Annotated in this window: 24 protein-coding genes; 16 read left to right on the plus strand and 8 right to left on the minus strand. The window is 73.6% G+C overall.

Going from position 1 to position 20,371, the window contains the following annotated elements; all coding sequences use genetic code 11:
* Window positions 1–40 precede the first annotated feature (40 nt).
* A complete protein-coding gene (locus ACFVHI_RS29615) occupies window positions 41–526 on the minus strand; it encodes a DoxX family protein (protein WP_063346092.1) in 486 nt (161 codons plus the stop codon).
* A 151-nt stretch (window positions 527–677) separates the two neighbouring features.
* On the opposite strand from ACFVHI_RS29615, the gene ACFVHI_RS29620 reads away from it, so the two are divergent.
* The 3 genes from ACFVHI_RS29620 to ACFVHI_RS29630 all read left to right on the plus strand — a co-directional run bounded on the left by ACFVHI_RS29620 (window position 678) and on the right by ACFVHI_RS29630 (window position 3,594).
* Entirely contained in the window at window positions 678–1,259 is a 582-nt protein-coding gene (locus tag ACFVHI_RS29620; protein ID WP_063346091.1) for a TetR/AcrR family transcriptional regulator, read from the plus strand.
* A 119-nt stretch (window positions 1,260–1,378) separates the two neighbouring features.
* Entirely contained in the window at window positions 1,379–2,836 is a 1,458-nt protein-coding gene (locus tag ACFVHI_RS29625; RefSeq protein WP_063346090.1) for an MFS transporter, read from the plus strand.
* Window positions 2,833–3,594: an SDR family NAD(P)-dependent oxidoreductase gene (locus ACFVHI_RS29630; RefSeq protein ID WP_380344512.1), complete on the plus strand. Its 762-nt coding sequence runs from the start codon at window positions 2,833–2,835 to the stop codon at window positions 3,592–3,594. Before ACFVHI_RS29625 ends, ACFVHI_RS29630 begins: the two co-directional genes overlap by 4 nt.
* Before the next feature lie 103 nt (window positions 3,595–3,697).
* On the opposite strand, the gene ACFVHI_RS29635 is transcribed toward ACFVHI_RS29630, so the two are convergent.
* Window positions 3,698–4,360 (minus strand): SMI1/KNR4 family protein, encoded by a 663-nt coding sequence (locus ACFVHI_RS29635; protein WP_380344515.1) that lies wholly within the window; start codon window positions 4,358–4,360, stop codon window positions 3,698–3,700.
* A gap of 280 nt (window positions 4,361–4,640) precedes the next feature.
* Here ACFVHI_RS29635 and ACFVHI_RS29640 point away from each other — a divergent pair, with 280 nt between their 5' ends.
* The 3 genes from ACFVHI_RS29640 (at window position 4,641) to ACFVHI_RS29650 (ending at window position 7,922) form a co-directional block, all read left to right on the plus strand.
* Window positions 4,641–5,561, plus strand: coding sequence for a carbohydrate ABC transporter permease (locus tag ACFVHI_RS29640; protein WP_063346087.1), 921 nt, complete (start codon window positions 4,641–4,643; stop codon window positions 5,559–5,561).
* Complete coding sequence (locus tag ACFVHI_RS29645) at window positions 5,558–6,466, plus strand: carbohydrate ABC transporter permease (RefSeq protein ID WP_079135349.1); 909 nt, start codon at window positions 5,558–5,560, stop codon at window positions 6,464–6,466. Before ACFVHI_RS29640 ends, ACFVHI_RS29645 begins: the two co-directional genes overlap by 4 nt.
* 64 nt (window positions 6,467–6,530) lie before the next feature.
* A complete protein-coding gene (locus tag ACFVHI_RS29650) occupies window positions 6,531–7,922 on the plus strand; it encodes an ABC transporter substrate-binding protein (RefSeq protein ID WP_380344519.1) in 1,392 nt (463 codons plus the stop codon).
* Window positions 7,923–8,091: 169 nt separating this feature from the next.
* On the opposite strand, the gene ACFVHI_RS29655 is transcribed toward ACFVHI_RS29650, so the two are convergent.
* Window positions 8,092–8,361 carry a helix-turn-helix domain-containing protein gene (locus tag ACFVHI_RS29655; protein ID WP_063346085.1) on the minus strand — a complete coding sequence of 90 codons (270 nt, stop codon included), beginning with the start codon at window positions 8,359–8,361 and terminating at the stop codon, window positions 8,092–8,094.
* A 140-nt stretch (window positions 8,362–8,501) separates the two neighbouring features.
* Between ACFVHI_RS29655 and map the strand changes: the two genes are divergently transcribed.
* The 3 genes from map (at window position 8,502) to ACFVHI_RS29670 (ending at window position 12,251) form a co-directional block, all read left to right on the plus strand.
* The gene (gene map, locus ACFVHI_RS29660) at window positions 8,502–9,269 is read left to right on the plus strand and encodes a type I methionyl aminopeptidase (protein WP_380344523.1); all 768 of its coding nucleotides are present in this window, start codon (window positions 8,502–8,504) and stop codon (window positions 9,267–9,269) included.
* 181 nt (window positions 9,270–9,450) lie between these two features.
* Entirely contained in the window at window positions 9,451–11,886 is a 2,436-nt protein-coding gene (locus tag ACFVHI_RS29665) for a transglycosylase domain-containing protein (protein WP_380344526.1), read from the plus strand.
* A gap of 68 nt (window positions 11,887–11,954) precedes the next feature.
* Window positions 11,955–12,251, plus strand: a complete 297-nt coding sequence (locus ACFVHI_RS29670) for a hypothetical protein (protein WP_063346082.1) — start codon at window positions 11,955–11,957, stop codon at window positions 12,249–12,251.
* 8 nt (window positions 12,252–12,259) lie between these two features.
* On the opposite strand, the gene ACFVHI_RS29675 is transcribed toward ACFVHI_RS29670, so the two are convergent.
* Complete coding sequence (locus tag ACFVHI_RS29675; RefSeq protein ID WP_380344529.1) at window positions 12,260–12,844, minus strand: hypothetical protein; 585 nt, start codon at window positions 12,842–12,844, stop codon at window positions 12,260–12,262.
* A 31-nt stretch (window positions 12,845–12,875) separates the two neighbouring features.
* Entirely contained in the window at window positions 12,876–13,424 is a 549-nt protein-coding gene (locus tag ACFVHI_RS29680; RefSeq protein ID WP_380344532.1) for an RBBP9/YdeN family alpha/beta hydrolase, read from the minus strand.
* A 256-nt stretch (window positions 13,425–13,680) separates the two neighbouring features.
* Between ACFVHI_RS29680 and ACFVHI_RS29685 the strand changes: the two genes are divergently transcribed.
* The 3 genes from ACFVHI_RS29685 to ACFVHI_RS29695 all read left to right on the plus strand — a co-directional run bounded on the left by ACFVHI_RS29685 (window position 13,681) and on the right by ACFVHI_RS29695 (window position 16,273).
* A complete protein-coding gene (locus ACFVHI_RS29685; protein ID WP_063346079.1) occupies window positions 13,681–14,247 on the plus strand; it encodes a DJ-1/PfpI family protein in 567 nt (188 codons plus the stop codon).
* A 197-nt stretch (window positions 14,248–14,444) separates the two neighbouring features.
* On the plus strand, window positions 14,445–15,647 hold the full coding sequence (locus tag ACFVHI_RS29690; RefSeq protein WP_380344535.1) for a serine hydrolase domain-containing protein: 1,203 nt from the start codon (window positions 14,445–14,447) through the stop codon (window positions 15,645–15,647).
* A 77-nt stretch (window positions 15,648–15,724) separates the two neighbouring features.
* Complete coding sequence (locus tag ACFVHI_RS29695) at window positions 15,725–16,273, plus strand: gamma carbonic anhydrase family protein (RefSeq protein WP_380344538.1); 549 nt, start codon at window positions 15,725–15,727, stop codon at window positions 16,271–16,273.
* Here ACFVHI_RS29695 and ACFVHI_RS29700 read toward each other — a convergent pair.
* Window positions 16,270–17,484 (minus strand): MFS transporter, encoded by a 1,215-nt coding sequence (locus ACFVHI_RS29700; protein ID WP_380344541.1) that lies wholly within the window; start codon window positions 17,482–17,484, stop codon window positions 16,270–16,272. The two genes, ACFVHI_RS29695 and ACFVHI_RS29700, sit on opposite strands and share 4 nt — an antisense overlap.
* A 156-nt stretch (window positions 17,485–17,640) precedes the next feature.
* On the opposite strand from ACFVHI_RS29700, the gene ACFVHI_RS29705 reads away from it, so the two are divergent.
* The 4 genes from ACFVHI_RS29705 (at window position 17,641) to ACFVHI_RS29720 (ending at window position 19,530) form a co-directional block, all read left to right on the plus strand.
* Window positions 17,641–17,877 carry a DUF2277 domain-containing protein gene (locus ACFVHI_RS29705; protein ID WP_380344544.1) on the plus strand — a complete coding sequence of 79 codons (237 nt, stop codon included), beginning with the start codon at window positions 17,641–17,643 and terminating at the stop codon, window positions 17,875–17,877.
* 82 nt (window positions 17,878–17,959) lie between these two features.
* Window positions 17,960–18,196 carry a DUF6296 family protein gene (locus ACFVHI_RS29710; protein ID WP_063350858.1) on the plus strand — a complete coding sequence of 79 codons (237 nt, stop codon included), beginning with the start codon at window positions 17,960–17,962 and terminating at the stop codon, window positions 18,194–18,196.
* 119 nt (window positions 18,197–18,315) lie between these two features.
* Window positions 18,316–18,600 (plus strand): DUF427 domain-containing protein, encoded by a 285-nt coding sequence (locus tag ACFVHI_RS29715; protein ID WP_363372965.1) that lies wholly within the window; start codon window positions 18,316–18,318, stop codon window positions 18,598–18,600.
* A gap of 96 nt (window positions 18,601–18,696) precedes the next feature.
* The gene (locus ACFVHI_RS29720; protein WP_063346073.1) at window positions 18,697–19,530 is read left to right on the plus strand and encodes a hypothetical protein; all 834 of its coding nucleotides are present in this window, start codon (window positions 18,697–18,699) and stop codon (window positions 19,528–19,530) included.
* A gap of 38 nt (window positions 19,531–19,568) precedes the next feature.
* Here ACFVHI_RS29720 and ACFVHI_RS29725 read toward each other — a convergent pair whose 3' ends face one another.
* The gene (locus ACFVHI_RS29725) at window positions 19,569–19,910 is read right to left on the minus strand and encodes a hypothetical protein (RefSeq protein WP_063346072.1); all 342 of its coding nucleotides are present in this window, start codon (window positions 19,908–19,910) and stop codon (window positions 19,569–19,571) included.
* Between the two features lie 100 nt (window positions 19,911–20,010).
* A complete protein-coding gene (locus ACFVHI_RS29730) occupies window positions 20,011–20,175 on the minus strand; it encodes a hypothetical protein (protein WP_159398310.1) in 165 nt (54 codons plus the stop codon).
* Window positions 20,176–20,371: the final 196 nt, after the last annotated feature.

Below are 20,371 nucleotides of genomic sequence, written 5' to 3' on the forward strand. Positions count from 1 at the left end.
CGCCGGTCCGGTTCTCAGCCGTCCGCCGGGCCGGGGGCGCTCAGCCGGTCTGGCCCGGGTGTGCCCCGGCCGGGGCGGGCTGGGCGGCCGGCTCGGCCGTGGTGCGCCGGATCAGCAGCCGGTCCAGGGCGTACGGGCCGGAGCCGAGCACCGCGATGGCGAGGAAGGCCCAGCAGAACATGACGGAGGGTTCGCCACCGTTCTGCAGCGGCAGCAGGGAGTGCTCCTGGTGGACGGTGAAGTAGGCGTACGCCATCGAGCCGGAGCAGAGCAGGGCGGCGGTCCGGGTGCCGACGCCGAGCAGCACCAGGGCGCCGCCGACCAGTTGGATCAGCGCGGCCCACCAGCCGGGCCACTGGCCGAGCGGGACGGTGCCGCCGCCCTTGGCGCCACCGAGGACGCCGAAGAGCGAGGCGGCGCCGTGGCAGGCGAAGAGCAGTCCGACGACGACCCGGAAGGCCGTCAGGACGAGCGGGCGGGCGGCCTCGGCCGCCTGCTGGGGAGAGGTGGGAAGGTTCGCGGGCATGGGGAAAGGCCTCCTGTGGGGGGAGGAGGAGGTACGGGGCGGTAAGGGTAGCCTTGGTCTAGTCCACTTGGCAATGCTCCGTCAGATCCCACGTGTGCGACCTTCGGGGAGGATCTTGACCGATCGTTCTGGAAAGGGTTAGCGTTCACCCATGGCGCGAACGAAGGAATTCGACCCGGACACGGTGCTCCAGTCGGCCCTTGAGCTGTTCTGGCGGCGCGGCTACGAGGCCACCTCGATGGCCGACCTGGTCGAGGAGCTCGGGATCGCCCGGGCGAGCATCTACGCCACCTTCGGCAGCAAGCACGAACTGTTCCTGCGGGCGCTGGAGCGGTACGGCGAGCAGGCCGACCCGGTGCTGCTGGCCGAGCTCTCCCAGCCCGGCCCGGTGCTGCCGGCCGTCCGCGCGCTGGTCCGCCGGTTCGCGGCGGAGTCGGCCGGGGACGGTCGGGAGCGCGGCTGCTTCGTCACCAACACCGCCGTCGAGCTCGCCCCGCACGATCCCTCGGCGGCCCGCCAGGTGGGAGCCAGCCTCGCCCACCTGGAGACGGTGCTGACCGCCGCCCTGGTGCGTGCCGAGGCGCGGGGGGAGCTGCCCGCCGGGCGGGAACCCCGGGCGCTGGCCCGGATGCTGATGGTGTTGATGCAGGGCATGCGGGTGATGGGGAAGACGGCCGACGGCGCGTCCCGGGTGCGGGACGCCGCCGAGCAGGCGCTGGTGCTGCTCGACTGACGGATCGACTTGCGGATCGATTTGCGGATCGTGGGGCGGTGGTGGGGTGACGGTGGAGGTCGCCTCTTGCTGTCTCAATACTGGACCGAACGGTCATTTTGTGGAGGAGGGGGGTTTCCATGAGTGTCGCCACGGCCGACCGGCCCGGCTTCGCGCTGCTCGGCGGCGTGCAGGCCACGCTGATCTTCACGATCATGATCCTGTCCGTGCCGCTGCCCCTGGTGGCCCGGGAGTTCGGGCTCGGCCCGTCCGGCGTGCTGCTGCTGAGCGCCGCCTACGGACTCTCCTTCAGTGCCCTGCTGCTCCTCGGCGGGCGGCTGACCGACCGCCACGGCGGCCGCCGGCTGCTGCGGGTGGGCCTGGCCCTGCTCGGCGCCGCCTCGATCGCCTGCGCCCTCGCGCCCGGCTACCCCGTCCTGCTGGCGAGCCGCTTCGCCCAGGGCGTCGGCGCGGCCCTGGCCGCCCCGGCGGCGGTCGCCGTGGTCCGGGTGCTGCGGCCCGAACCCGCCGACTACCGGCGGGCGATGGCCGCCTGGGGCGGCCTCTCGGTGCTCGGCGCCACGGCGGGCAACCTGCTCTCCGGCGCCGTCGCCGCCTGGGTCTCCTGGCGCTGGCTGTTCGCGGTGCCCGTCCTGGTCGCCCTCGTCGGCCTGGCCCGCTCCGGCTCGCTGCCGCTCGCCGACCCGGCCGGTCGACCGCCCGCCGACCCGCCCGGCCGACCGTCCGCCGACTGCCGGCCGGCCCTGGACCTGCCCGGCGCCGCGCTGGCCGCCGCCGGTGTCTGCGCGGCCAGTTACGGCCTGGTGGCGTCCACCGAGCACGGCTGGCGAAGCCCCGGGACGCTGCTGCCGCTGGCCGCCGGGCTCGCCCTGCTGCTCGCCTTCGCCGCCGTCGAACGGCGCACCGCCGACCCGCTGCTGCCGCCCGGCTTCCTCGCCGACCGCCGCCGGGCCACCGCCCTCGCCGCCGTCATGGCGACCGCCGCCGGCACCGCGCTGACCTTCCTGCTGCTCGCGCTCTACCTCCAACAGGTCCGCGGCTGGGGCGTGCTGGCCACCTCCGCAGCCTTCCTGCCGTACGCGGCGGCGCTGCTGACGGCCGGCCGCCTGGCCGGGCCGCTGACCGCCCGCTACGGCGCCGTCGCGGTCACCGCCGGAGGGCTCGCCCTCGCGGCGGCCGGGCTCGGCCTGCTGGCGGGCCTCGCGCCCGGCAGCGACTACGCCACCGGGTTGCTGCCCGGGCTGCTCCTGCTGCCCGCCGGGGCCGCGGCCGCCTTCGCCGGCGCGGCCGTGCTCGCCACCGCGGGCGTGCCGCCCGAGCGGACCGGCCTCGCCGCGGGCGTGCTCAACACCGCGATGGAACTCGGCCCCACCGCCGGGGTGGCCGCCCTGATGGCGCTCGCCGCCACCCGCCCGAGCGTGGTCGGCGGCTACGCCACGGCCTTCGCGGCGGCGGGCGCCGCCCTGGCCCTCACCGCCCTCGCCGTCGCCACGCTGGCGCGGGCGACTCCCGAGGCCGCCACAGAGACCGACACCGCCCCAGAACGCACCATCCAGATCAAGGAGCACCTCTCATGACCACGCGTTTCACCGACAAGTCCGTCCTGGTCACCGGCGGCGGCAGCGGGATCGGACGGGCCGTGGCGCTCGCCTTCGCCCGGGAGGGCGCCCGGGTCGCGGTCGCGGGCCGCAGCGCGGGCCCGCTCGCGGAGACGGTCGAGCTGATCGAGCGGGCGGGCGGCAAGGCCGTCGCGCTGACCGGCGACGTGGCGGACGGTCAGGACGCCGCCCGGCTGGTCCGGGAGACCGTCGAACTCCTCGGCGGCCTGGACGTCGCCGTCAACAACGCCGGGGTGTTCGGCGCGGTCGGCCCGGTCGCCGACATCGACGAGGACGAGTGGCACCGGGTGTTCGCGGTCAACCTGACCGGTACCTGGCTCGCCATGAAGCACCAGATCGGCCACATGCGGGCCCACGGCGGCGGCGCGATCGTCAACGTGTCGTCCAATCTCGGCGTCCACATGCGGGTGCCCGGCCTCGGCGCCTACGCCGCGAGCAAGGCCGCCGTCACCGCGCTGACCCGCAGCGCCGCCCTCGACCACATCGCGGACGGCGTGCGGATCACCATGGTGAGCCCCGGCCCGGTGGACACCAGCATGTCCACCCGGCCCGGCGAGAACGCCGACGACAAGGCCGCGCGGATGAAGGACAGCCTCCCCGTCGGCCGGGCGGGTGCGGTCGAGGAGGTCGCCGCTGCGGTGCTGTACCTGGCCTCGTCCGAGGCGGGCTTCACCGTCGGCGCCGACCTGGTCCTGGACGGCGGCGCCACCGCCTGACCCAACGACGGCCCAACGACCGGTCAGTGCCCCGTCGTTGGGCCGTCGCCTGATCCACCCGTGGTCCAACGGCCGGGCGGCACCCAGGTGTTGGGCCATCAGGTCACTGCTCGGCCAGCGCGTCCCGGGCCTCCTCGGTCCGGGCCCGGGCCACCACGAAGTCCTCGTCGAGCTCGACGACCAGCACGTCCGGCCCGGTGAACCAGCGGCAGCCGCGGCCGAGCCGGGGCAGCTCCGCCAGCCCCTCCGGCACCTCTGCCCCGGACTCGGCGAACACGCTCAACTCGTCGTCCTGCAAAAGCTTCTCCACCATCACCATCACCGCCGCGGCCGTCGAGAAGCGCTCCTCCCAGGGCTCCCAGCACTCCGCCGACTTGTCCGCGAGGTCGAGCCGGCCCACCGTCGGCGGATCGTCCTGGTCGAGGTCGGCCAGCAGGACGCCCCAGTGCACGCACGCCTGGTTCTCCTCCTGGTAGACCAAAGCGCCCTCCAGGACGAACAGTTCCTCCGGCGGCAGCAGTCGGTTGTGGTTGCCGGTGAGGTCCTCCCGGCGGCCGAACAGCCGGTACGCCTCGCGCAGCGCGGCCGGCAGCCGCAGGCCCAGGCGCCCTTCGGCGGCGTCGAGTTCGGCGTCGGTGAAGCCGTCGTCGGGCCGCAGCGGCTCGCCCCAGTAGGCGGCGAAGCCCTCGACCAGCGCCCGGGCGCCCGCGCGGCCCCGCAGGGATTCGGCCATCGCGGCCCGGATGTCGAATTCGGTGTCGTCCATCCGGGAACCGTACGACGCCCCACCGACAGTCCCGCCCCACCGACAGTCCGGGGCCACCGGAGGGCGTACCGGAACGGGCGGGGGCGCGCCGCACACTTCGCCCGCCCACGACCGGCCGGGGACGCGCCCCAACGCCCGTCCGCCCACGACCGGCCGAATCTGACGCGAACGCGTAATCCCACCGACACCCGTTGCTCACCGTGGGGTTTCCAACCCGTCGTGTGGGCAGGACACGGTTTCGGCCGGAACCGACGCAACGAAAGGCGGGACGCGCAAACCCATGCCGACCGCACCGCACACCAAGCCCCACCCGGGCCGCCGAAGCCGCTGGGGTGAGCACGGCCTCGCCTGGGCCTTCCTGCTGCCCTCCCTGGTGGTCTTCGTCCTCTTCATCGGCTACCCGCTGGGACGGACCGTCTACCTGAGCGGACACGCCAACGACCTGTTCGGCGCGCCCTCCCGCTACGTCGGGCTGAAGCACTACACCGAGCTGCTGACCTCGGCGGACTTCCGGCGCACGCTCGTCACCACCGCCTTGTTCACGCTGCTCACCGTGGTGCCCGGCGTGCTGGGCGCGCTGGTGCTGGTGCTGCTCCTGGAGAACCGGATCCGGGGCGTGCGGCTGCTGCGCTCCGCGTTCGCGCTGCCCTTCGCCTTCTCGGTGGCCAGCGCGTCCGTGGTCTTCGCGGTGTTCTTCAACCCCGCCAGCGGGGTGCTCAACGGCCTGCTCTCGCACGTCGGGCTGGGCCCGATCGGCTGGCTGACCGACTCCCGGTACGCGCTGGTCTCGGTGGCCGTCACCACGGTGTGGATGAGCCTCGGCTACAACGTCCTGGTGCTGTCCGCCGGCATCGGCTCGATCCCCGGCGAGATCCTGGAGGCCGCGCGGATCGACGGCGCCTCGGGGCTGCGGCTGGCCCGTTCGATCACCGTGCCGATGCTCGGTCCGAACCTGTTCTTCCTGACCGTGGTCTCCACCGTCCACTCGCTGCAGAGTTTCGGCCAGATCCACATCCTCACCAAGGGCGGCCCCGACGGCGCCACCCGGACCCTCGTCTACTCCGTCTACGAGAAGGCCTTCGCCTACGGCTCCAGCGACTTCGGCACCGCGAGTGCCCAGGCCGTGGTGCTGCTCGTGGTCGTCCTCGCCTGCACGGCCGTCCAGTTCGGCGTCCTGGAGCGGAAGGTGCACTACGCATGACCGTGACCGCCACCGAGGCCGGGCCCGGGGCCCAGGACGGGGCCGCCGCGCCGCGCCCGCGCCCCCGCGTCCTGGCCGGCCGCTCGCCGCGCGACCTGCTCGGCCGCGCCGCCGTCTACCTGCTGCTCGCCGTCGCCGTCGTCACCGTGGCCTTCCCGGTGTACTACGCGATCGCCGGCGCCTTCATGAGCCCGTCCGAACTCTCCTCCTACCCGCCGGCGCTGGTGCCCCACTCGGTCACCGGGCGGAACTTCTCCGGCGCCGTCGACACCGTCCCGCTGGCGAGGCAGTACGCCAACTCGGCGATCGTGGCGACCGTCATCACGCTCGCCCAGCTGTTCACCTCGGTCCTCGCCGCGTACGCCTTCGTGTTCCTGCCGCTCAAGGCGCGGGCCGTGGTGTTCGGGGTGTTCCTGGCGACGCTGATGGTCCCGTGGGAGGCCATCATCATCCCCAACTACCTGACGCTGTCCGGCTGGGGGCTCGGGAACACCTACTTCGGCCTGGTGCTGCCCTTCCTCGCCTCCGGCTTCGGCACCTTCATGCTGCGGCAGGCCTTCCGGCAGCTGCCCGGCGAACTGCGCGACGCCGCGCGGATCGACGGCGCGGGCCACTGGCGGTTCCTGTGGCGGATCGTCGTCCCGCTCAACAAGCCGGCCCTGGCGGCGCTGTCGATCTACGTCTTCCTGTCCGCCTGGAACCAGTACTTCTGGCCGCTCATCATCACCCGCACGGCGAACATGCAGACCCTGCAGATCGGCCTCACCTCGCTGCGCGACTCCGAGATGTCCGACCCGGGCCTGATCCTGGCCGGCGTCGTGCTCTCCCTGCTGCCCACGCTCGCCCTGGTGGTCTTCGGCCAGCGCTTCATCGTCCGCGGTCTCACCGCGGGCGCCGTCCGCTGACCCGCTGCGCCGCCTCCTCCCGCTCCTTCGAGCACGTCCCTCCCGACAGAGAGAGAACCCTCCCGTGAAGAAGAGTGCCCGCGCGCTCGCGGCCCTGCTGGTGGCCGGCCTGTCCCTGACCGCCTGTAGCTCCGGCGACTCCACCTCCGGCTCCGGCGGCTCCTCCGACGCCGCCCCCGGCGCCCAGGTGCTCGACCAGGCCTCGGGCGTCACCGGCGTCGAGTTCTGGCACTCGATGACCGGGAAGAACGCCGAGGTCCTCACCGGGCTGGTCAGCCAGTTCAACGCCGCCCACCAGGGCAAGATCGAGGTCAAGGCGCAGTTCCAGGGCAAGTACGACGACCTGGTCGCCAAGTACAAGGCCGCGGTGCAGCAGAAGGGCACCCCCGCCCTGGTGCAGGTCTACGACATCGGCACCCGGTTCATGATCGACTCCAAGCAGACCGTCCCGGCCCAGGCCTTCGCCGACAAGGACGGCTTCGCCCTCGACGACCTCGACCCGAACATCCGCAACTACTACTCCGTCGGCGGCAAGCTCGTCTCGATGCCGTTCAACTCCTCCATGCCGCTGCTCTACCTCAACGCTGACGCCTTCAAGGAGGCCGGCCTCGACCCGGCCCAGCCGCCCAAGGACCTCGCCGAACTCGGCGAGCTGGCGAAGAAGCTGACGAAGAAGGACGCCGACGGCAAGACCGTCCGCTACGGCTTCGGCGCCGCCATCTACGGCTGGTTCGTCGAGCAGCTGCTCGCCGAGTCCGGCACCATGTACTGCGACCAGGACAACGGCCGCAGCAACAAGGCCGGCAAGGCCGTCTTCGACTCCGCCCAGGGCGCGCAGATCGTCCAGTGGTGGGCCGACCTCGTCAAGGGCGGCTACGCGGCCAACACCGGCCGCAACACCGACGACGCCCAGGCCGCGTTCAAGGCCGGCACCGTCGCCATGCACCTGGAGTCCACCGGCGTGCTGCGCGGCTACACCGAGGCCGCCAAGTTCGCCGTCGGCACCGCGGCCTTCCCCAAGGTCGCCGCAGCCGACCAGGGCGGCCCGGTCATCGGCGGCGCCTCGCTGTGGATCAGCGGCCCTGGCCACTCCGACGCCGAGAAGCGCGCCGCCTGGGAGTTCGAGAAGTTCGTCACCGCCCCCGAGCAGCAGGCCGCCTGGCACACCGGCACCGGCTACTTCCCGGTCAACCGCAAGTCCCTGGACGACCCCAAGGACAAGGAGTGGGTCGCCAAGTACCCGCAGTTCCAGACGGCCATCGAGCAGCTCAAGGCCACCAAGCCCTCCCCGGCCACCGCCGGCTGCCTGCTCGGCGTGATGCCGCAGGCCCGCAAGGGCGTCGAGACCGCCATCGAGCAGACCATCGCCGGTTCCAAGACCGCCCAGCAGGCCCTGGCCGACGCGGCCAAGGAACTCCAGCCCGCCATCGACAGCTACAACAGCTCCGTGAGCTGACCACCTCCCTGCCCCACGGCCACCGGCCCGACTCACGGCCACCGGCCCGCCCTACGACGGCCCGCCCGGCGCAGCACGCGCCCGGCGGGCCGCCGCCGTCCGGGACCATCGCCCGGGAGCGCCGCTCGGGGCTCAGCCGTCGGCGTCAAGGTGCTAGGGCCCTAAGGCGTCACGCCGAGAGGGCTTCGCCGTCCTCCGGGAGCGCGCACACGGCCGCCAGCTCGTCCAGCGACAGATCCAGTGCGAACGCCAGCGCGGCGATGGTGAAGAACGACGGCGTCGGCGCCCGTCCGGTCTCGATCTTGCGCAGCGTCTCCGCCGAGACGCCGGCCACCGCCGCCACCTCGACCATGCTGCGTGCGCCGCGTGCCTCGCGCAGCAGCGCCCCGAAGCGCTCCCCGCGCTCGCGCTCCCACGGGGTCAGTGGAGTCCTCACCATGCCTTCGATACTAGGGCCTCCCTGCCGGGGTCATGCCGTGTGCCCCGCCCCGGTGCTCCCGTCCGGCCGTGCGGCCGCCCCACCTTCGACCGTGATACAAATACCGGTATAAGAATTGGATCGAGGGGAGACGACCCACCATGGTCGAAATCAAGTCGGACGCCGCCCTGGACGCGATGCGCGAAGCCGGGCGAGTGGTGGCGGACGCGCTGGCCGCCGTGCAGGACGCGGCGGCCGTGGGCGTCAGCCTGCTGGAGCTGGACGAGGTGGCGCACGGCGTGCTGCGGGCGGCCGGGGCCACCTCGCCGTTCCTCGGCTACCGGCCGTCCTTCGCGCCCGTGCCGTTCCCGGCCGTCATCTGCGCCTCGGTGAACGACGCCGTCGTGCACGGCATCCCGGGCGGCTACCGGCTGCGCGACGGCGACCTGGTGAGCATCGACTGCGGCGCCCTTCTGGACGGCTGGGCCGGGGACTCCGCCGTCAGCTTCACCGTCGGCGCCGCCCGGCCCGAGGACGCGGCACTGATCGACACCACCCGGCGCGCCTTGGAGGCCGGGATCGCCGCCGCCGTGGTCGGCAACCGGATCGGTGACATCGCGCACGCCATCGGCAAGGTCGCCCGCGCCGGGCGCTACGGCCTGCTCGAAGGCTTCGGGGGGCACGGCATCGGGCGGAGCATGCACGAGGACCCGCACGTGCCCAACGAGGGCCGCCCGGGCCGGGGTTACCCGCTGCGCCCCGGCCTGGTGCTGGCGCTGGAGCCGATGCTGACGGCGGGCGGCCGGGGCGACTACCACACCGACCCGGACGGCTGGACGCTGCGCACCACGGACGGCAGCCGCGCCGCGCACATCGAGCACACCGTCGCCATCACCGAGGACGGCCCGCGCGTCCTGACCCTCCGGTAGCCGGGGCGCTGCGGGCGGGTGCGCATCCGGGCGGGAGCAACAGGCCGTAGGCGAACGGTCCTTGTCCGAACCCGGGCGCCCGTCCGACCGGCTGGAATGAGCCGAATCTGTGGCGGATTTGTGACAAAGCTTCGCCAACACCCTGCCCTGGCACGCTATTCGCGGCCGTAGTGTTCCAGTTATGTCACCGAAGAGCCGCATACCTGCCCCGGACGCGGGCGACACCTGGGTGCCGCGCCCGCGGCGCCGTGAGACCCCGATCGGATTCCTGGGTCACACGGTCACGTTCCTCGGCTGCTGCACTCTCGGCGGTGTCCTGCTGGCCGGCCTCATCCTTCCCGCGGCGGGCGCCGTCGGGCTCGGGGCCAAGAGCAGCGCCGAGGGCTTCGAGAGCATCCCCGACGACTTCAAGGCGCCGGCGCTGACGCAGGCCACACAGGTCTTCGACGCCAGGGGCGGCCTGATCGCCAAGGTCTACGAGCGGGACCGCACGGTGATACCCGCCGAACAGATGTCACCGCTGATGCGCCAGGCGCAGGTGGACATCGAGGACGCCCGCTTCTACGAGCACGGCGCCGTCGACCTCAAGGGCATCCTGCGGGCGATCACCAAGAACGCGGAGAGCGGCGCCGCCGTCCAGGGCGCGTCGACGCTGACCCAGCAGTACGTGAAGAACGTCAACGTGGAGAAGGCCGGCGACGACCCGGTGGCCGTCCTGGAGGCGCAGCGCAAGACGCTCGGCCGCAAGATCCAGGAACTCCGGTACGCCATCAAGCTGGAGGAGGACCTGACGAAGGATCAGATCCTCACCAACTACCTGAACATCACCTTCTACGGCCATCAGGCGTACGGCATACAGGCGGCCGCCCAGCGCTACTTCAGCAAGGACGCGAAGGACCTCGCCCTCCCCGAGGCGGCCATGCTCGCCGGGCTGGTGCAGAACCCGTCCCAGTACGACCCGAAGCTGCACCCGGTGGCCGCGCAGAAGCGCCGGGACACCGTCATCGACAAGATGGTCGAGAACAAGCACATCACCGCGGACCAGGCCAAGGAGGCGAAGGCCGCCCCGCTGGGCCTGAAGTACCGGGACCCGCAGAACGGTTGCATCACCGCCCAGGCTGGCATGGGCTTCTTCTGCGACTACGTGCGCCACGTGGTCAAGCAGGACCCGGTGTTCGGCAAGAGCGCCGCCGAGCGCAAGAAGCTGTGGGACACCGGCGGCCTCAACATCTACACCACGCTGGACCCGGAGAAGCAGGCCGCCGCCCAGAACGCCGTCTCCGAGCAGGTGTACGTGACCGACCCGGTCTCGGCGGCGATGACGATGGTCGAGCCCGGCACCGGCAAGATCCTGGCGATGGCGCAGACCCGCCCCTACGGTCTGGCGAAGGAGAAGAACCAGACCGTCGTCAACTACAACGTGGACGCGGCGATGGGCGGCGGCATCGGCTTCCAGCCCGGCTCCAACTTCAAGCCGATCGTGGCCGCCGCCGCCCTGGAGGCCGGCCTGCCGCCCACCCAGCGGTACGACTCGCCCAACCGCATGGACTGGCCGACGATGAGGACCTGCGACGGCACCTGGAAGAACCTGAGCAAGGGCAAGAAGGAGGGCAGCATCCCGAACGAGAGCGCGCGCGAGGTCGGCCCGTACGAGCTCAAGGAGGCGATGGCCCTCTCGGTGAACACCTACTTCGTGCAGATGGAGCAGGAGATCGGCCTCTGCGCGGTCAAGCAGATGGCCAACAAGCTGGGCGTCACCGGCAAGGCCAGCGGTGACCCGTTGCAGGAGCTGCCCGCCCTCGGCCTCGGCACCCAGGAGGTGAGCCCGTTGACGATGGCGAACGTGTACGCGAGCTTCGCCGCCCGCGGCACCTACTGCGCGCCGCTGGCGATCAACAAGATCTCCACGGTGGACGGCAAGGACGTCCCGGTGAGTCCGGCCAAGTGCACCGAGGCGATGTCCACGGACACCGCCGACGTGATCAACAGCGTGCTGCTCGGCGTGACCGAGAAGGGCACCGCCAAGGACCTCAGGCTGGACGACCGCCGGCAGATCGCGGCCAAGACCGGGACGACGGACGAGAAGAAGTCGGCCTGGTTCACCGGCTACACCGGCAACCTGGCCGGCTCGGTCTGGCTGGGCAGCCCGGGCACCAAGGTGCCGATGAAGAACATCCGGATCGGCGGCCACTACCAGCAGGAGGTCTTCGGCGCGACCGGCCCGGGCCCGATCTGGGAGCAGGCGATGAGCGACGCCGTCCGGAACATGCCGGAGAAGGAGTTCCCGACGGTCTACATCCCGGACCCGCCCAAGCGCGACCCGAACTGCGCCACCCCCAGCGGCTCGCCGACCGGCTCCTGCGGGAGCGGCTCGGGCAAGCAGCGCCCGAGCAGCCCCGGCAACCCGAGCAGCCCCGGCAACGCGAGCACTCCGGGCAACGCGAGTACCCCGGGCAGCACGGGCAGCACGGGCAACCCGGTCGGCCCGCTCAACCCGAACAGTCCGGTGGGCCGCTCCGCGCCGTCCGGGCAGTCCACGCAGTCCGGGCAGTCCGGGCAGTCCACCCCGCTGGCCCCCGCCGCGCCGGCCGACCCCGGCGACAACCAGGACCAGTGAACCGCCCGGCCCCGCCTGAGTACCCGTACTCAGGCGGGGCCGCGGCCCGGCGGCGGACGATGGGTGCCATGCCGCACAGCATCCTCGGCGTCCCCGCCGTGTTCTGGCCCTCGATCGGCTACCTGGCCGGGTACCTGGTGATCGGGTTCGCCGCCGCCCGCGAACTGCGCGCGGGCACCAGCGCGGCCAACGCGGTCCGGCAGTGGACCGCCGTCGTCTGGACGATGCCCGGCTTCCTGCCGGCGATGGTCGTCAACCCGTTCCCGGACGGCAGTGCGGCCCGCTTCCTGTCCGCCACCGCCGTGGGCGCGGCGGGCAACGCGGCGCTGCTCGCCCTGCTCGCCCACGCGGTGGGGCTGCCGTAGCGCGGATGCTACCGCGCCTCGACCGGCTCGCCGGTGTCCTGGTCCAGGTTGAAGACCCGCCGGTAGGAGTCGGTGACCACGGTGATCTGGTCCCGGCCGGTCCAACTCGCCTCCACCAGCCGGGCGTCGTCCGGCGCCCGGCCGATCTGGGCCAGTGACCAGCGCCGCCCGGACCAGCCCGCGCCGACCTCCAGCAGCACCTGCCAGTCGTCGTTGTCCTTCGGCGCGGTGGCGTACGAGCGGTGCACCACGACCAGGGCCAGCTCCGGCCGGGCCGGGGCGGTCTCCCGGCTGCGCGTCTCGGCCGCCGAGACCTTGTGCGCGGCCAGCACGCCGAGCAGGAACACCACCCCGGCCGTCACCGTGACCGCCCGGGTGGCCGTCCGTACGGCGGTGCGCCGGTCGCCCAGCCAGGCGGCGGCGATCAGCGCGGCCAGCGCCGCGCCGAGCAGCAGCTCGGGCCGGTTGAGCAGGTCGGCGACCAGCATCAGCCCGCCCGAGCGGCTCTCCCACTGCCCCTCGGTGTAGAGCAGCACGGCGGCCGCCCCGCCCGCCAGCAGCAGCCGGACCAGGGTACGCCTGGCCTTCGGCATCCGGTTCCTCATCGTCCCCCCGTCCGATGCGTCACAGCTCTGCGAGCAGCTTGCGGCCCTCCGGCCAGTCGCCCAGCCCGGAGCCCGAGTTGAGGTGCCCGTACGCGCCCGGCTCGACGTACCGGGCGCCCCACGCGTCGGCGAACAGCCGGGCCCGCTCGGGGCTGACCCACGGGTCGTCGGTGCTGGCGACGACCACGGCCGGGAACGGGAACGGCGCCAGGGCCACCGGGCGGAAGCCGGTCAGCTCCGGGACCTCGGCGGTGTCGATGTCCGCGGGGGCGACCAGCAGCGCGCCGCGCACCGCGGCGGTCCGCCCGGCGGGCGCGGCGGCCACCCAGCGGGCCACCGTGACGCAGCCGAGGCTGTGGGCGACCAGCACCACCGGCCCGTCGGCGGCGGCCCCGGCCACCGCCGCGTCCACCCGGGCGATCCAGTCGCTCTGGTCGGGGTGGTCCCAGTCCGCCTGCTGGACCCGGCGGAAGGCGTCCGGTTCGGCGGCCTCCCAGCGGGTCTGCCAGTGCTCGGGGCCCGAGTCCTGGTAGCCGGGCAGGACGAGGTAGGTGGTGCGGTCCGGCATGGGCTCCTCCGGTGTGCGGTCGTGGCGGGCAGCAGGAGTCTAGGACGCGGGCAGCCGCGGCCCGCAGCCGGGCGGTGACCGGGCGCGCACGGCCCCCGGCGGGCGCGTACGCCCGGTGACGCGCCGCAGTACGCCCGGTGCGCCCTGTTGCCAACGGCGCGGCCGGTGCGGGAGGTTGGTCCGGGCCCGCGGCCGGTGGCCACCGGTCGGGGTCCACGCCGTGTCGGACGCTCGACCATGTGGAGGGATGTCGGCGATGACATCGAAGATCCTGCTCGTCACCGGGGACGCCGCCGAGTCGCTGGAGGTGTTCTACCCGTACCAGCGGCTGCGCGAGGAGGGCTACCAGGTCGACATCGCCGCTCCGACCAGGAAGCGACTCCAGTTCGTCGTCCACGACTTCGTCGACGGCTACGACACCTACACCGAGAAGCCCGGCTACACCTGGCCCGCCGACCTCGCCTTCGCCGACGTCGACCCGGCCGACTACGTCGCGCTGGTCATCCCCGGCGGCCGCGCCCCCGAGTACCTGCGCAACGACCCGGACGTGCAGCGGATCGTCCAGCACTTCTTCGCCGGCGACAAGCCGGTCGCGCAGATCTGCCACGGCCCGCTGATCACCGCCGCCGCCGGGGTGCTGTCCGGCCGCCGCAGCTCCGCCTACCCGGCGCTGGCGCCGGACGTGAAGGCGGCGGGCGCCGAATTCGTCGACGGCGAGGCGGTGGTGGACGGCGTGGTCGTCTCGGCCCGCGCCTGGCCCGACCACCCGGCGTGGCTGCGCGCGTTCATCGAGATCCTGCGCACCAAGGCACCGGCCTCCTGACCCGCCCCGGCCCGCCGCCCCCCCCCCCCCCGCCCGGGCCCCGGGCCCCGCCCGCCCCGAGGGTGCCGCCCCGCCCCGCGACGCCGCCGCGGCGCCCCGGAGGCTGACGACCGCCCCGCAGCCGCCCTGCCATGGTGTCAAAGACCGTGGCAGTGGCGGAGGTTGACCGCCCTGCCGGCCGAACCAGGGAGGACGTCATGACCACCGACCCAGCCGCCACCACCCGGCGCCGCCGACGCGGGCCGGCCCTGCGCGCCGCCGTCGCGGCCCTCGCGGGTGCGGGCCTGATCGCCGCGCTCGCCCCGGCCGCCGCCGCCCAGGACACGGCCCGCCCGGCGAGTGCCACCGAGCGCAGCGCCGACTGGACGGCCCTCGACACGGCCCTCGCCGACCTGACCGCGAAGAACGTCGCCACCTCCTCCCTCGCCGGCGTACGGGAGAACGGCCGGCTCGTCCACCGCGCAGCCGGCGGCGTCGCCCGGCTCGGCGCCGACACCCCCGCCGACCCCGTGGGCCGCTTCCGGATCGGCAGCACCACCAAGACCTTCGTGGCCACCGTGCTGCTCCAACTCGTCGGCGAGGGACGGCTGGGACTGGACGACCGCCTGGAGAGCCTGCTGCCCGGCGCGGTGCCGAACAGCGCGGACATCACCGTCCGCGAACTCCTCAACCACACCAGCGGCGTCGCCGACTACACCCAGGACCCGGCCTTCAACTCCTACGACCAGAACTGGCTCGACTCCGGCCGCTACACGTCCTACAGCCCGCAGGACCAGGTGGACCTCGCCGACAAGTACCCGCCCGCCTTCCGCCCCGGCCAGGACTGGCAGTACTCCAACACCAACTACGCCCTGGTCGCGCTGATCATCGAACACCTCACCGGCCACGGCTGGAACGAGGAGGTGGAACGCCGGATCATCCGCCCGCTCGGCCTGACGGGCACCTCGATGCCGCTCTACTCCCCGGCCATCCCCGGCCCGCACGCCCACGCCTACCTCAAGCTCGACAGCGGCCCGGCCGACGTCACCGCGCTCAACCCCTCCATGGCCGGCCCCTCCGGCGCGGGCATCTCCACCACCGCGGACCTGACGACGTTCATCCGCGCCCTGCTCGGCGGCCGGCTGCTGCGCCCCGCCGAACTCGCCGAGATGCAGAAGACCACCGCCCACGGCGGGGGCCAGGCCTACGGGCTCGGCCTCCAGCGGGTGGACACCCCGTGTGGCGCGTTCTGGGGCCACGCCGGAGGGATCCCCGGCTACAGCACGATGATGCTCGGCTCGCTCGACGGGAAGCGCCAGTTCGCCAACAGCACGACCTTCTACGACACGCCGGATCCGGCCGCGGCCCTCGCCGCCTGGCAGCGGGTGGTGAACGCCGGCGTCTGCGGCGGGCAGGGGTAGGGCGTGGGCTGCGGGTCGGACCGCCCCCTACGCTGTCCGGCGACAGGAACGGCCGACCGTCACCAGGAGGACGAGACATGGCAGAGCCGCTGATCGCCGCAGTCGGGGGCAAGGCGCCCACCGTCGACCCGAGCGCCTTCCTCGCACCGAACGCCGTCGTGGTCGGGGACGTGACGATCGGCCCCGGCGCGGGCGTCTGGTACGGGGCGGTGCTGCGCGGCGACGCCGAGTCCATCACCGTGGGCCAGGACAGCAACATCCAGGACAACTGCACCCTGCACGCCGACCCCGGCTTCCCGCTGGTGGTCGGCGAGCGGATCTCGGTCGGGCACAACGCGGTGCTGCACGGCTGCGCGGTCGAGGACGACGCCCTGGTCGGGATGAACGCCACCGTGCTCAACGGCGCCCGGATCGGCGCCGGTTCGCTGGTCGCGGCGGGCGCGGTGGTGCCGCAGGGGATGCGGGTGCCGCCCGGCTCGCTGGTCGCCGGAGTCCCGGCCAAGGTCCGCCGCGAGCTGACCGAGGACGAGAAGGCCGGCATCAAGGCCAACGGCGAGGGCTACCTGCTGCTGGCCGCCGCCCACCGCGAGCTCGAACCCCTGGCGCAGCCCCAGCCCCAGGCCTAATTCTGGACGCCGACCGGAGCCGCCGTGGCCGGAGCCGCCGCGGCCCGCTCGGGTGCGGCGGGCACGGACCGGCGCCGGTCGGCCGCCCAGGCGAGCACCGCGATCAGCGCGCCCGAAGCGGCCAGGACGGCGCCCACCAGGGTCGGCGCCGTCCAGCCGAACCCGGCGTCCAGGGCCAGCCCGCCGAAGTAGGCGCCCTGCGCGTTGGCCAGGTTGAACGCGCCCTGCACCGTCGCCGAGGCCAGCGTCGGCGCGCTGCGCGCCTTCTGCAGGACCAGCGTCTGCACCGCCGGCACGATCGCGAAGCCGAACAGCCCGATCAGCACCACCGTGACGGCGGCCGACCAGCGGGCGTGCGCGGTCACCGCGAACAGCGCCAGGGTGGCGGCCAGCAGCACGAAGGCGGCGCAGACCGTCGGGCGCAGCGCCCGGTCGGCCGCGAACCCGCCGATCACGTTGCCGATCGTCATCCCCACGCCGAACAGTGCCAGCACCAGCGTCACCGAGCCGGTGGCGTACCCGGAGACCTCGGTGAGCAGCGGCGCGATATAGCTGTAGCAGGCGAAGAAGCCGCCGCAGCCGAACACCACGGTGGCCAGCGCCAGCCACAGCTGCCCGTCCCGGAAGGCCCGCAGCTCGTGCCGCAGCCCGGCCTGGCCGGGGGAGGGCAGCGACGGCACCAGCCGGGCGATGGCGAGCGTCCCGGCGGCGGCGATCAGGACGACCACCAGCATGGTCGCCCGCCAGCCCAGGTGCTGGCCGAGCAGCGTGGCGGCCGGCACGCCGACGATGTTGGCGATGGTCAGGCCGGAGAACATCACGGCCACCGCCCGGGCCCGGCGGTGGGGGGCCACCAGTTCGGCCGCGGCCACCGCGCCGGCCCCGAAGAACGCGCCGTGCGGCAGTCCGGTGATCAGCCGGGCGGCGGCCAGCGTCCAGAAGTCCGGTGCGAGCGCGCACAGCAGGTTGCCGGTGGCGAACAGCCCGGCGAGCGCCACCAGCACCGCCTTGCGCGGCCGGCCGGAGGCCAGCGCGGTGAGCAGCGGGGCGCCGATGACCACGCCCAGCGCGTACGCGGATATCAGCCAGCCGGCCTGCGGGATGGAGACGTGCAGATCGTCGGCGACCTGGGGGAGCAGGCCCATGGCGGCGAATTCGGTGGTGCCGATGGCGAACGCGGTGACGGCCAGCGCGAGCAGCGCGAGAGGCAAGGGGGTGACTCCGGGGTGACGCCCGCGGACGGGGAGGCGCGGCGGGACGGGGGGATTCGTTCGTCCGGCATCCTAATCCGGCCGGATGACGCCGCCGTGAGGTGCGTGTGACGGGAGGGGGTCGCCAGTACGGCGTCCACGCGCGAGACTGGGTGCATGTGCCGCAACATCAAGACGTTGCGCCCGCCGGTGACGCTCGACGCCGACGAGGACGACTTCCGCGCCGCCGCGCTGCAGTACGTCCGCAAGGTGTCCGGGTTCCGCGCCCCGGCGGCGCACAACCGTGAGGCCTTCGACCGGGCCGTGGACGCGGTCGCCGAGGCCACCGCCCGGCTGCTCACCGAGCTGGAGGTCCGCGGCGTGCCCGCCCGGGCGGCCGAGGCCACCGCGTAGGCCGACCGCCGTTCGGCGGGCCCGCCGACCGCGGCCGCGCATCGGGACCAGGAGATCGGGACAATCCGGACAGGAGATGGAGATGACCCCCGCGAACCGTTACGTGCTCACCTTCCCCGGCACCCCCGGCACCCAGGCCCCGCAGGACGTCGTCGTGGTCGTCCGCACCAGCGCGACGGGCCCAGGCGGACACCCGGTGTACGAGGACGCCAGCGGCATCGTCCGCGCCGAGATCAGCAACGCCGGCGAGGTCCGGATGCTCGCCAGCGGCGGCCACCAGTCCCCGCACCTGCCGGTCCACGCCGAGCCGCTGCCCTGACGGCTGCCCTGACCGTTGCCCTGGCCGCTGCCCTGACCGCCGTCCTGGCCGTCCGGCATCCGCGGACGATTTCCGCGAACCACCGGGGTGCCGTCCGCCCCTGGGGCAGAATCGGCGGCATGACCACAGCGCGCTGGCAGGGCACCGTCGTCGCCGAGAGCGACGAGACCGTCGTCGTCGAGGGCAACCACTACTTTCCGGTCGAATCCGTCCGGACCGAATTCCTGCGCCCGTCCGACACCACCACCGTCTGCGGCTGGAAGGGCACCGCCGGTTACTACACGCTGGACGTGGACGGGCGGACCAACCCCGACGCGGCCTGGTACTACGCCGACCCGAAGCCGGAGGCCGAGGAGATCCGCGGCCGGGTGGCGTTCTGGCGCGGGGTCGAGATCACCGGGTAGGGCGTACCCCGGGGGCGGAGGGGGTACCGGACATCCATGGCAGTCTTCCGTAAACCCGGACGTTCCAGGCCTGTCCCCGAGCCCGCCCCGACCCCCGTGCCCGCCCCCGTGCCCGACGCCGGCCTGGCCGGCGAGCTCGCCGAACTGGTCGAGCAGGCCGAGCAGCCCGAGGGCGAGTGGCAGATCGCCGAGTACCGGGCCGGCCGTGGCCGTGGCCGGGCCCTGGTGGCGAACGTGGCCCACCTGCTCGGCCGGGGTGGCCGGGTCGCCGCCAAGGGTGCCGCGTTCGGCGGCCGGGCCCTCACCGAGCAGCTGGTGCAGGCCGCGCCGCGGATCCCCGTGCGCGACCTCGCCACGCTGCGCGCCCAGCACCCCGGCGCGGCCGACCCCGAGGCGCTGGCCGACCTGCTGGTCACCGGCGCGGCCCGGGCCTCCGGCGCGCTCGGCGCCGGCGTGGGCGCGGCGGCGATGCTGCCGGTGCCGCCCGCGATGCCGGTGGAGATCGCGGCCGAGACGCTCGCCGTCGCGGCCGTGGAGATCAAGCTGATCGCCGAACTGCACGAGGTCTACGGCGCCCGGGCGCCTGGCAGTGTCACCCAGCGGGCCGGGGCCTACCTGAGCGCCTGGGCCAACCGCCGGGGGATCGACGCGAAGCTGCTGTCCCGGCCGGCCGGGTTCGCCGCCCTGGCGCTCGGGGCGGAGGTGCGCCAGCAGCTCAGCCGCCGGCTCACCCGCAGCTCGCTGCGCCGCCTGCCGTCGCTCACCCCGCTGCTGGTCGGCGCCGGCATCGGCGCCACCGTCAACCGGCGCGACACCCGCCGGCTGGCCGGCGAGGTCCGCGCGGACCTGCGTGCGCGTCCCCCGGTCGACCGCGCCTACTGGGCCGCCGCGGCGCCGGCGGTGCGGGGCGAGGTCGTCCCGGGGGACTGAGGTTTCTGGTCGGGTCCTGTCCGGCGGGGGGCTCCTGGCTAGAGCCTGTCCGGCGGGGCCGGGGCGGCCGCGCCCCGGCCGGCCTTGACGCCGTTCACCATCGCCTGGTGTATCGCCCGCGCGGTGGTCTCGTCGGCCGCCGGGACGGGGCTGCCGGTCACCGTGTACCAGTCCAGCGCGCCGGAGTACTGGACGGTGAGCCGGGCCTCGCCGTCCACCCAGGTGGTGTGCACGGTGAGGTCGCCGGAGATGGGGCCGATCTCGGTGGTGGCGACCCCGCCGGGGCCGCTGATGATCGACTGGGTGGTCCAGGTCGCCCACGACGTGCGCGGGTCGACGGGCGGTCGGGCCTGCCTGCCGTTTTGATCGTGTTCGGTCATGCGCTTATCCTCCCCCGCCGGTGAGCCGCTGTCCGGGCAGCGACACCTGCGGTCGCGAAGACCGCCCGGTCCCACCGGGCGGTCGGGTGCTCACAGCTGTTCAGCGGTCCGGACCGGACTCCTCCAGGGTGGGCTCGCCCTCCGCCTGGGAGGTGTCCTGCGCGTGCAGGTTCTGCATCGAGGTGATGCCCTCTTCGGGATCCGCGGCGCGGACGTCCTCGTCACGGTCCGTGCTCATCTCGGCCCGTTCGCTCATGTCGGTCATGGCGGGCTCCGTCTCCTCGGCCGGTCCGGGCGCGCTCCGAGCCGGGGTGCGGCAGGGCCGGGTCTGTCTCTCACCCCCCAGCCTGCCCCCGCCCCGGCCCCGGGGCCAGCCGAACGGCCTAGGGGCTCTCTTTCGGATCACGCCGGGCGCGCGACGCCGGAGCACGCACCTCGCCGCGTTGTCGTCGGTCGCCGAT

The organism is Kitasatospora sp. NPDC127121, assembly GCF_042677305.1.
Classification (GTDB): Bacteria; Actinomycetota; Actinomycetes; order Streptomycetales; family Streptomycetaceae; genus Kitasatospora.

Bases quoted from the DNA above. Each gene is read 5' to 3' on its own strand.
- ACFVHI_RS29645 (WP_079135349.1), top strand. From the start codon at position 5,558: ATGACCGTGACCGCCACCGAGGCCGGGCCCGGGGCCCAGGACGGGGCC.
- ACFVHI_RS29620 (WP_063346091.1), top strand. From the start codon at position 678: ATGGCGCGAACGAAGGAATTCGACCCGGACACGGTGCTCCAGTCGGCC.
- map (WP_380344523.1), top strand. From the start codon at position 8,502: ATGGTCGAAATCAAGTCGGACGCCGCCCTGGACGCGATGCGCGAAGCC.
- ACFVHI_RS29725 (WP_063346072.1), bottom strand. From the start codon at position 19,910: ATGACCGAACACGATCAAAACGGCAGGCAGGCCCGACCGCCCGTCGAC.
- ACFVHI_RS29635 (WP_380344515.1), bottom strand. From the start codon at position 4,360: ATGGACGACACCGAATTCGACATCCGGGCCGCGATGGCCGAATCCCTG.
- ACFVHI_RS29655 (WP_063346085.1), bottom strand. From the start codon at position 8,361: ATGGTGAGGACTCCACTGACCCCGTGGGAGCGCGAGCGCGGGGAGCGC.
- ACFVHI_RS29695 (WP_380344538.1), top strand. From the start codon at position 15,725: ATGGCAGAGCCGCTGATCGCCGCAGTCGGGGGCAAGGCGCCCACCGTC.
- ACFVHI_RS29665 (WP_380344526.1), top strand. From the start codon at position 9,451: ATGTCACCGAAGAGCCGCATACCTGCCCCGGACGCGGGCGACACCTGG.
- ACFVHI_RS29615 (WP_063346092.1), bottom strand. From the start codon at position 526: ATGCCCGCGAACCTTCCCACCTCTCCCCAGCAGGCGGCCGAGGCCGCC.
- ACFVHI_RS29640 (WP_063346087.1), top strand. From the start codon at position 4,641: ATGCCGACCGCACCGCACACCAAGCCCCACCCGGGCCGCCGAAGCCGC.
- ACFVHI_RS29705 (WP_380344544.1), top strand. From the start codon at position 17,641: ATGTGCCGCAACATCAAGACGTTGCGCCCGCCGGTGACGCTCGACGCC.
- ACFVHI_RS29625 (WP_063346090.1), top strand. From the start codon at position 1,379: ATGAGTGTCGCCACGGCCGACCGGCCCGGCTTCGCGCTGCTCGGCGGC.
- ACFVHI_RS29715 (WP_363372965.1), top strand. From the start codon at position 18,316: ATGACCACAGCGCGCTGGCAGGGCACCGTCGTCGCCGAGAGCGACGAG.
- ACFVHI_RS29675 (WP_380344529.1), bottom strand. From the start codon at position 12,844: ATGCCGAAGGCCAGGCGTACCCTGGTCCGGCTGCTGCTGGCGGGCGGG.
- ACFVHI_RS29685 (WP_063346079.1), top strand. From the start codon at position 13,681: ATGACATCGAAGATCCTGCTCGTCACCGGGGACGCCGCCGAGTCGCTG.
- ACFVHI_RS29690 (WP_380344535.1), top strand. From the start codon at position 14,445: ATGACCACCGACCCAGCCGCCACCACCCGGCGCCGCCGACGCGGGCCG.
- ACFVHI_RS29670 (WP_063346082.1), top strand. From the start codon at position 11,955: ATGCCGCACAGCATCCTCGGCGTCCCCGCCGTGTTCTGGCCCTCGATC.
- ACFVHI_RS29710 (WP_063350858.1), top strand. From the start codon at position 17,960: ATGACCCCCGCGAACCGTTACGTGCTCACCTTCCCCGGCACCCCCGGC.
- ACFVHI_RS29730 (WP_159398310.1), bottom strand. From the start codon at position 20,175: ATGACCGACATGAGCGAACGGGCCGAGATGAGCACGGACCGTGACGAG.
- ACFVHI_RS29680 (WP_380344532.1), bottom strand. From the start codon at position 13,424: ATGCCGGACCGCACCACCTACCTCGTCCTGCCCGGCTACCAGGACTCG.
- ACFVHI_RS29630 (WP_380344512.1), top strand. From the start codon at position 2,833: ATGACCACGCGTTTCACCGACAAGTCCGTCCTGGTCACCGGCGGCGGC.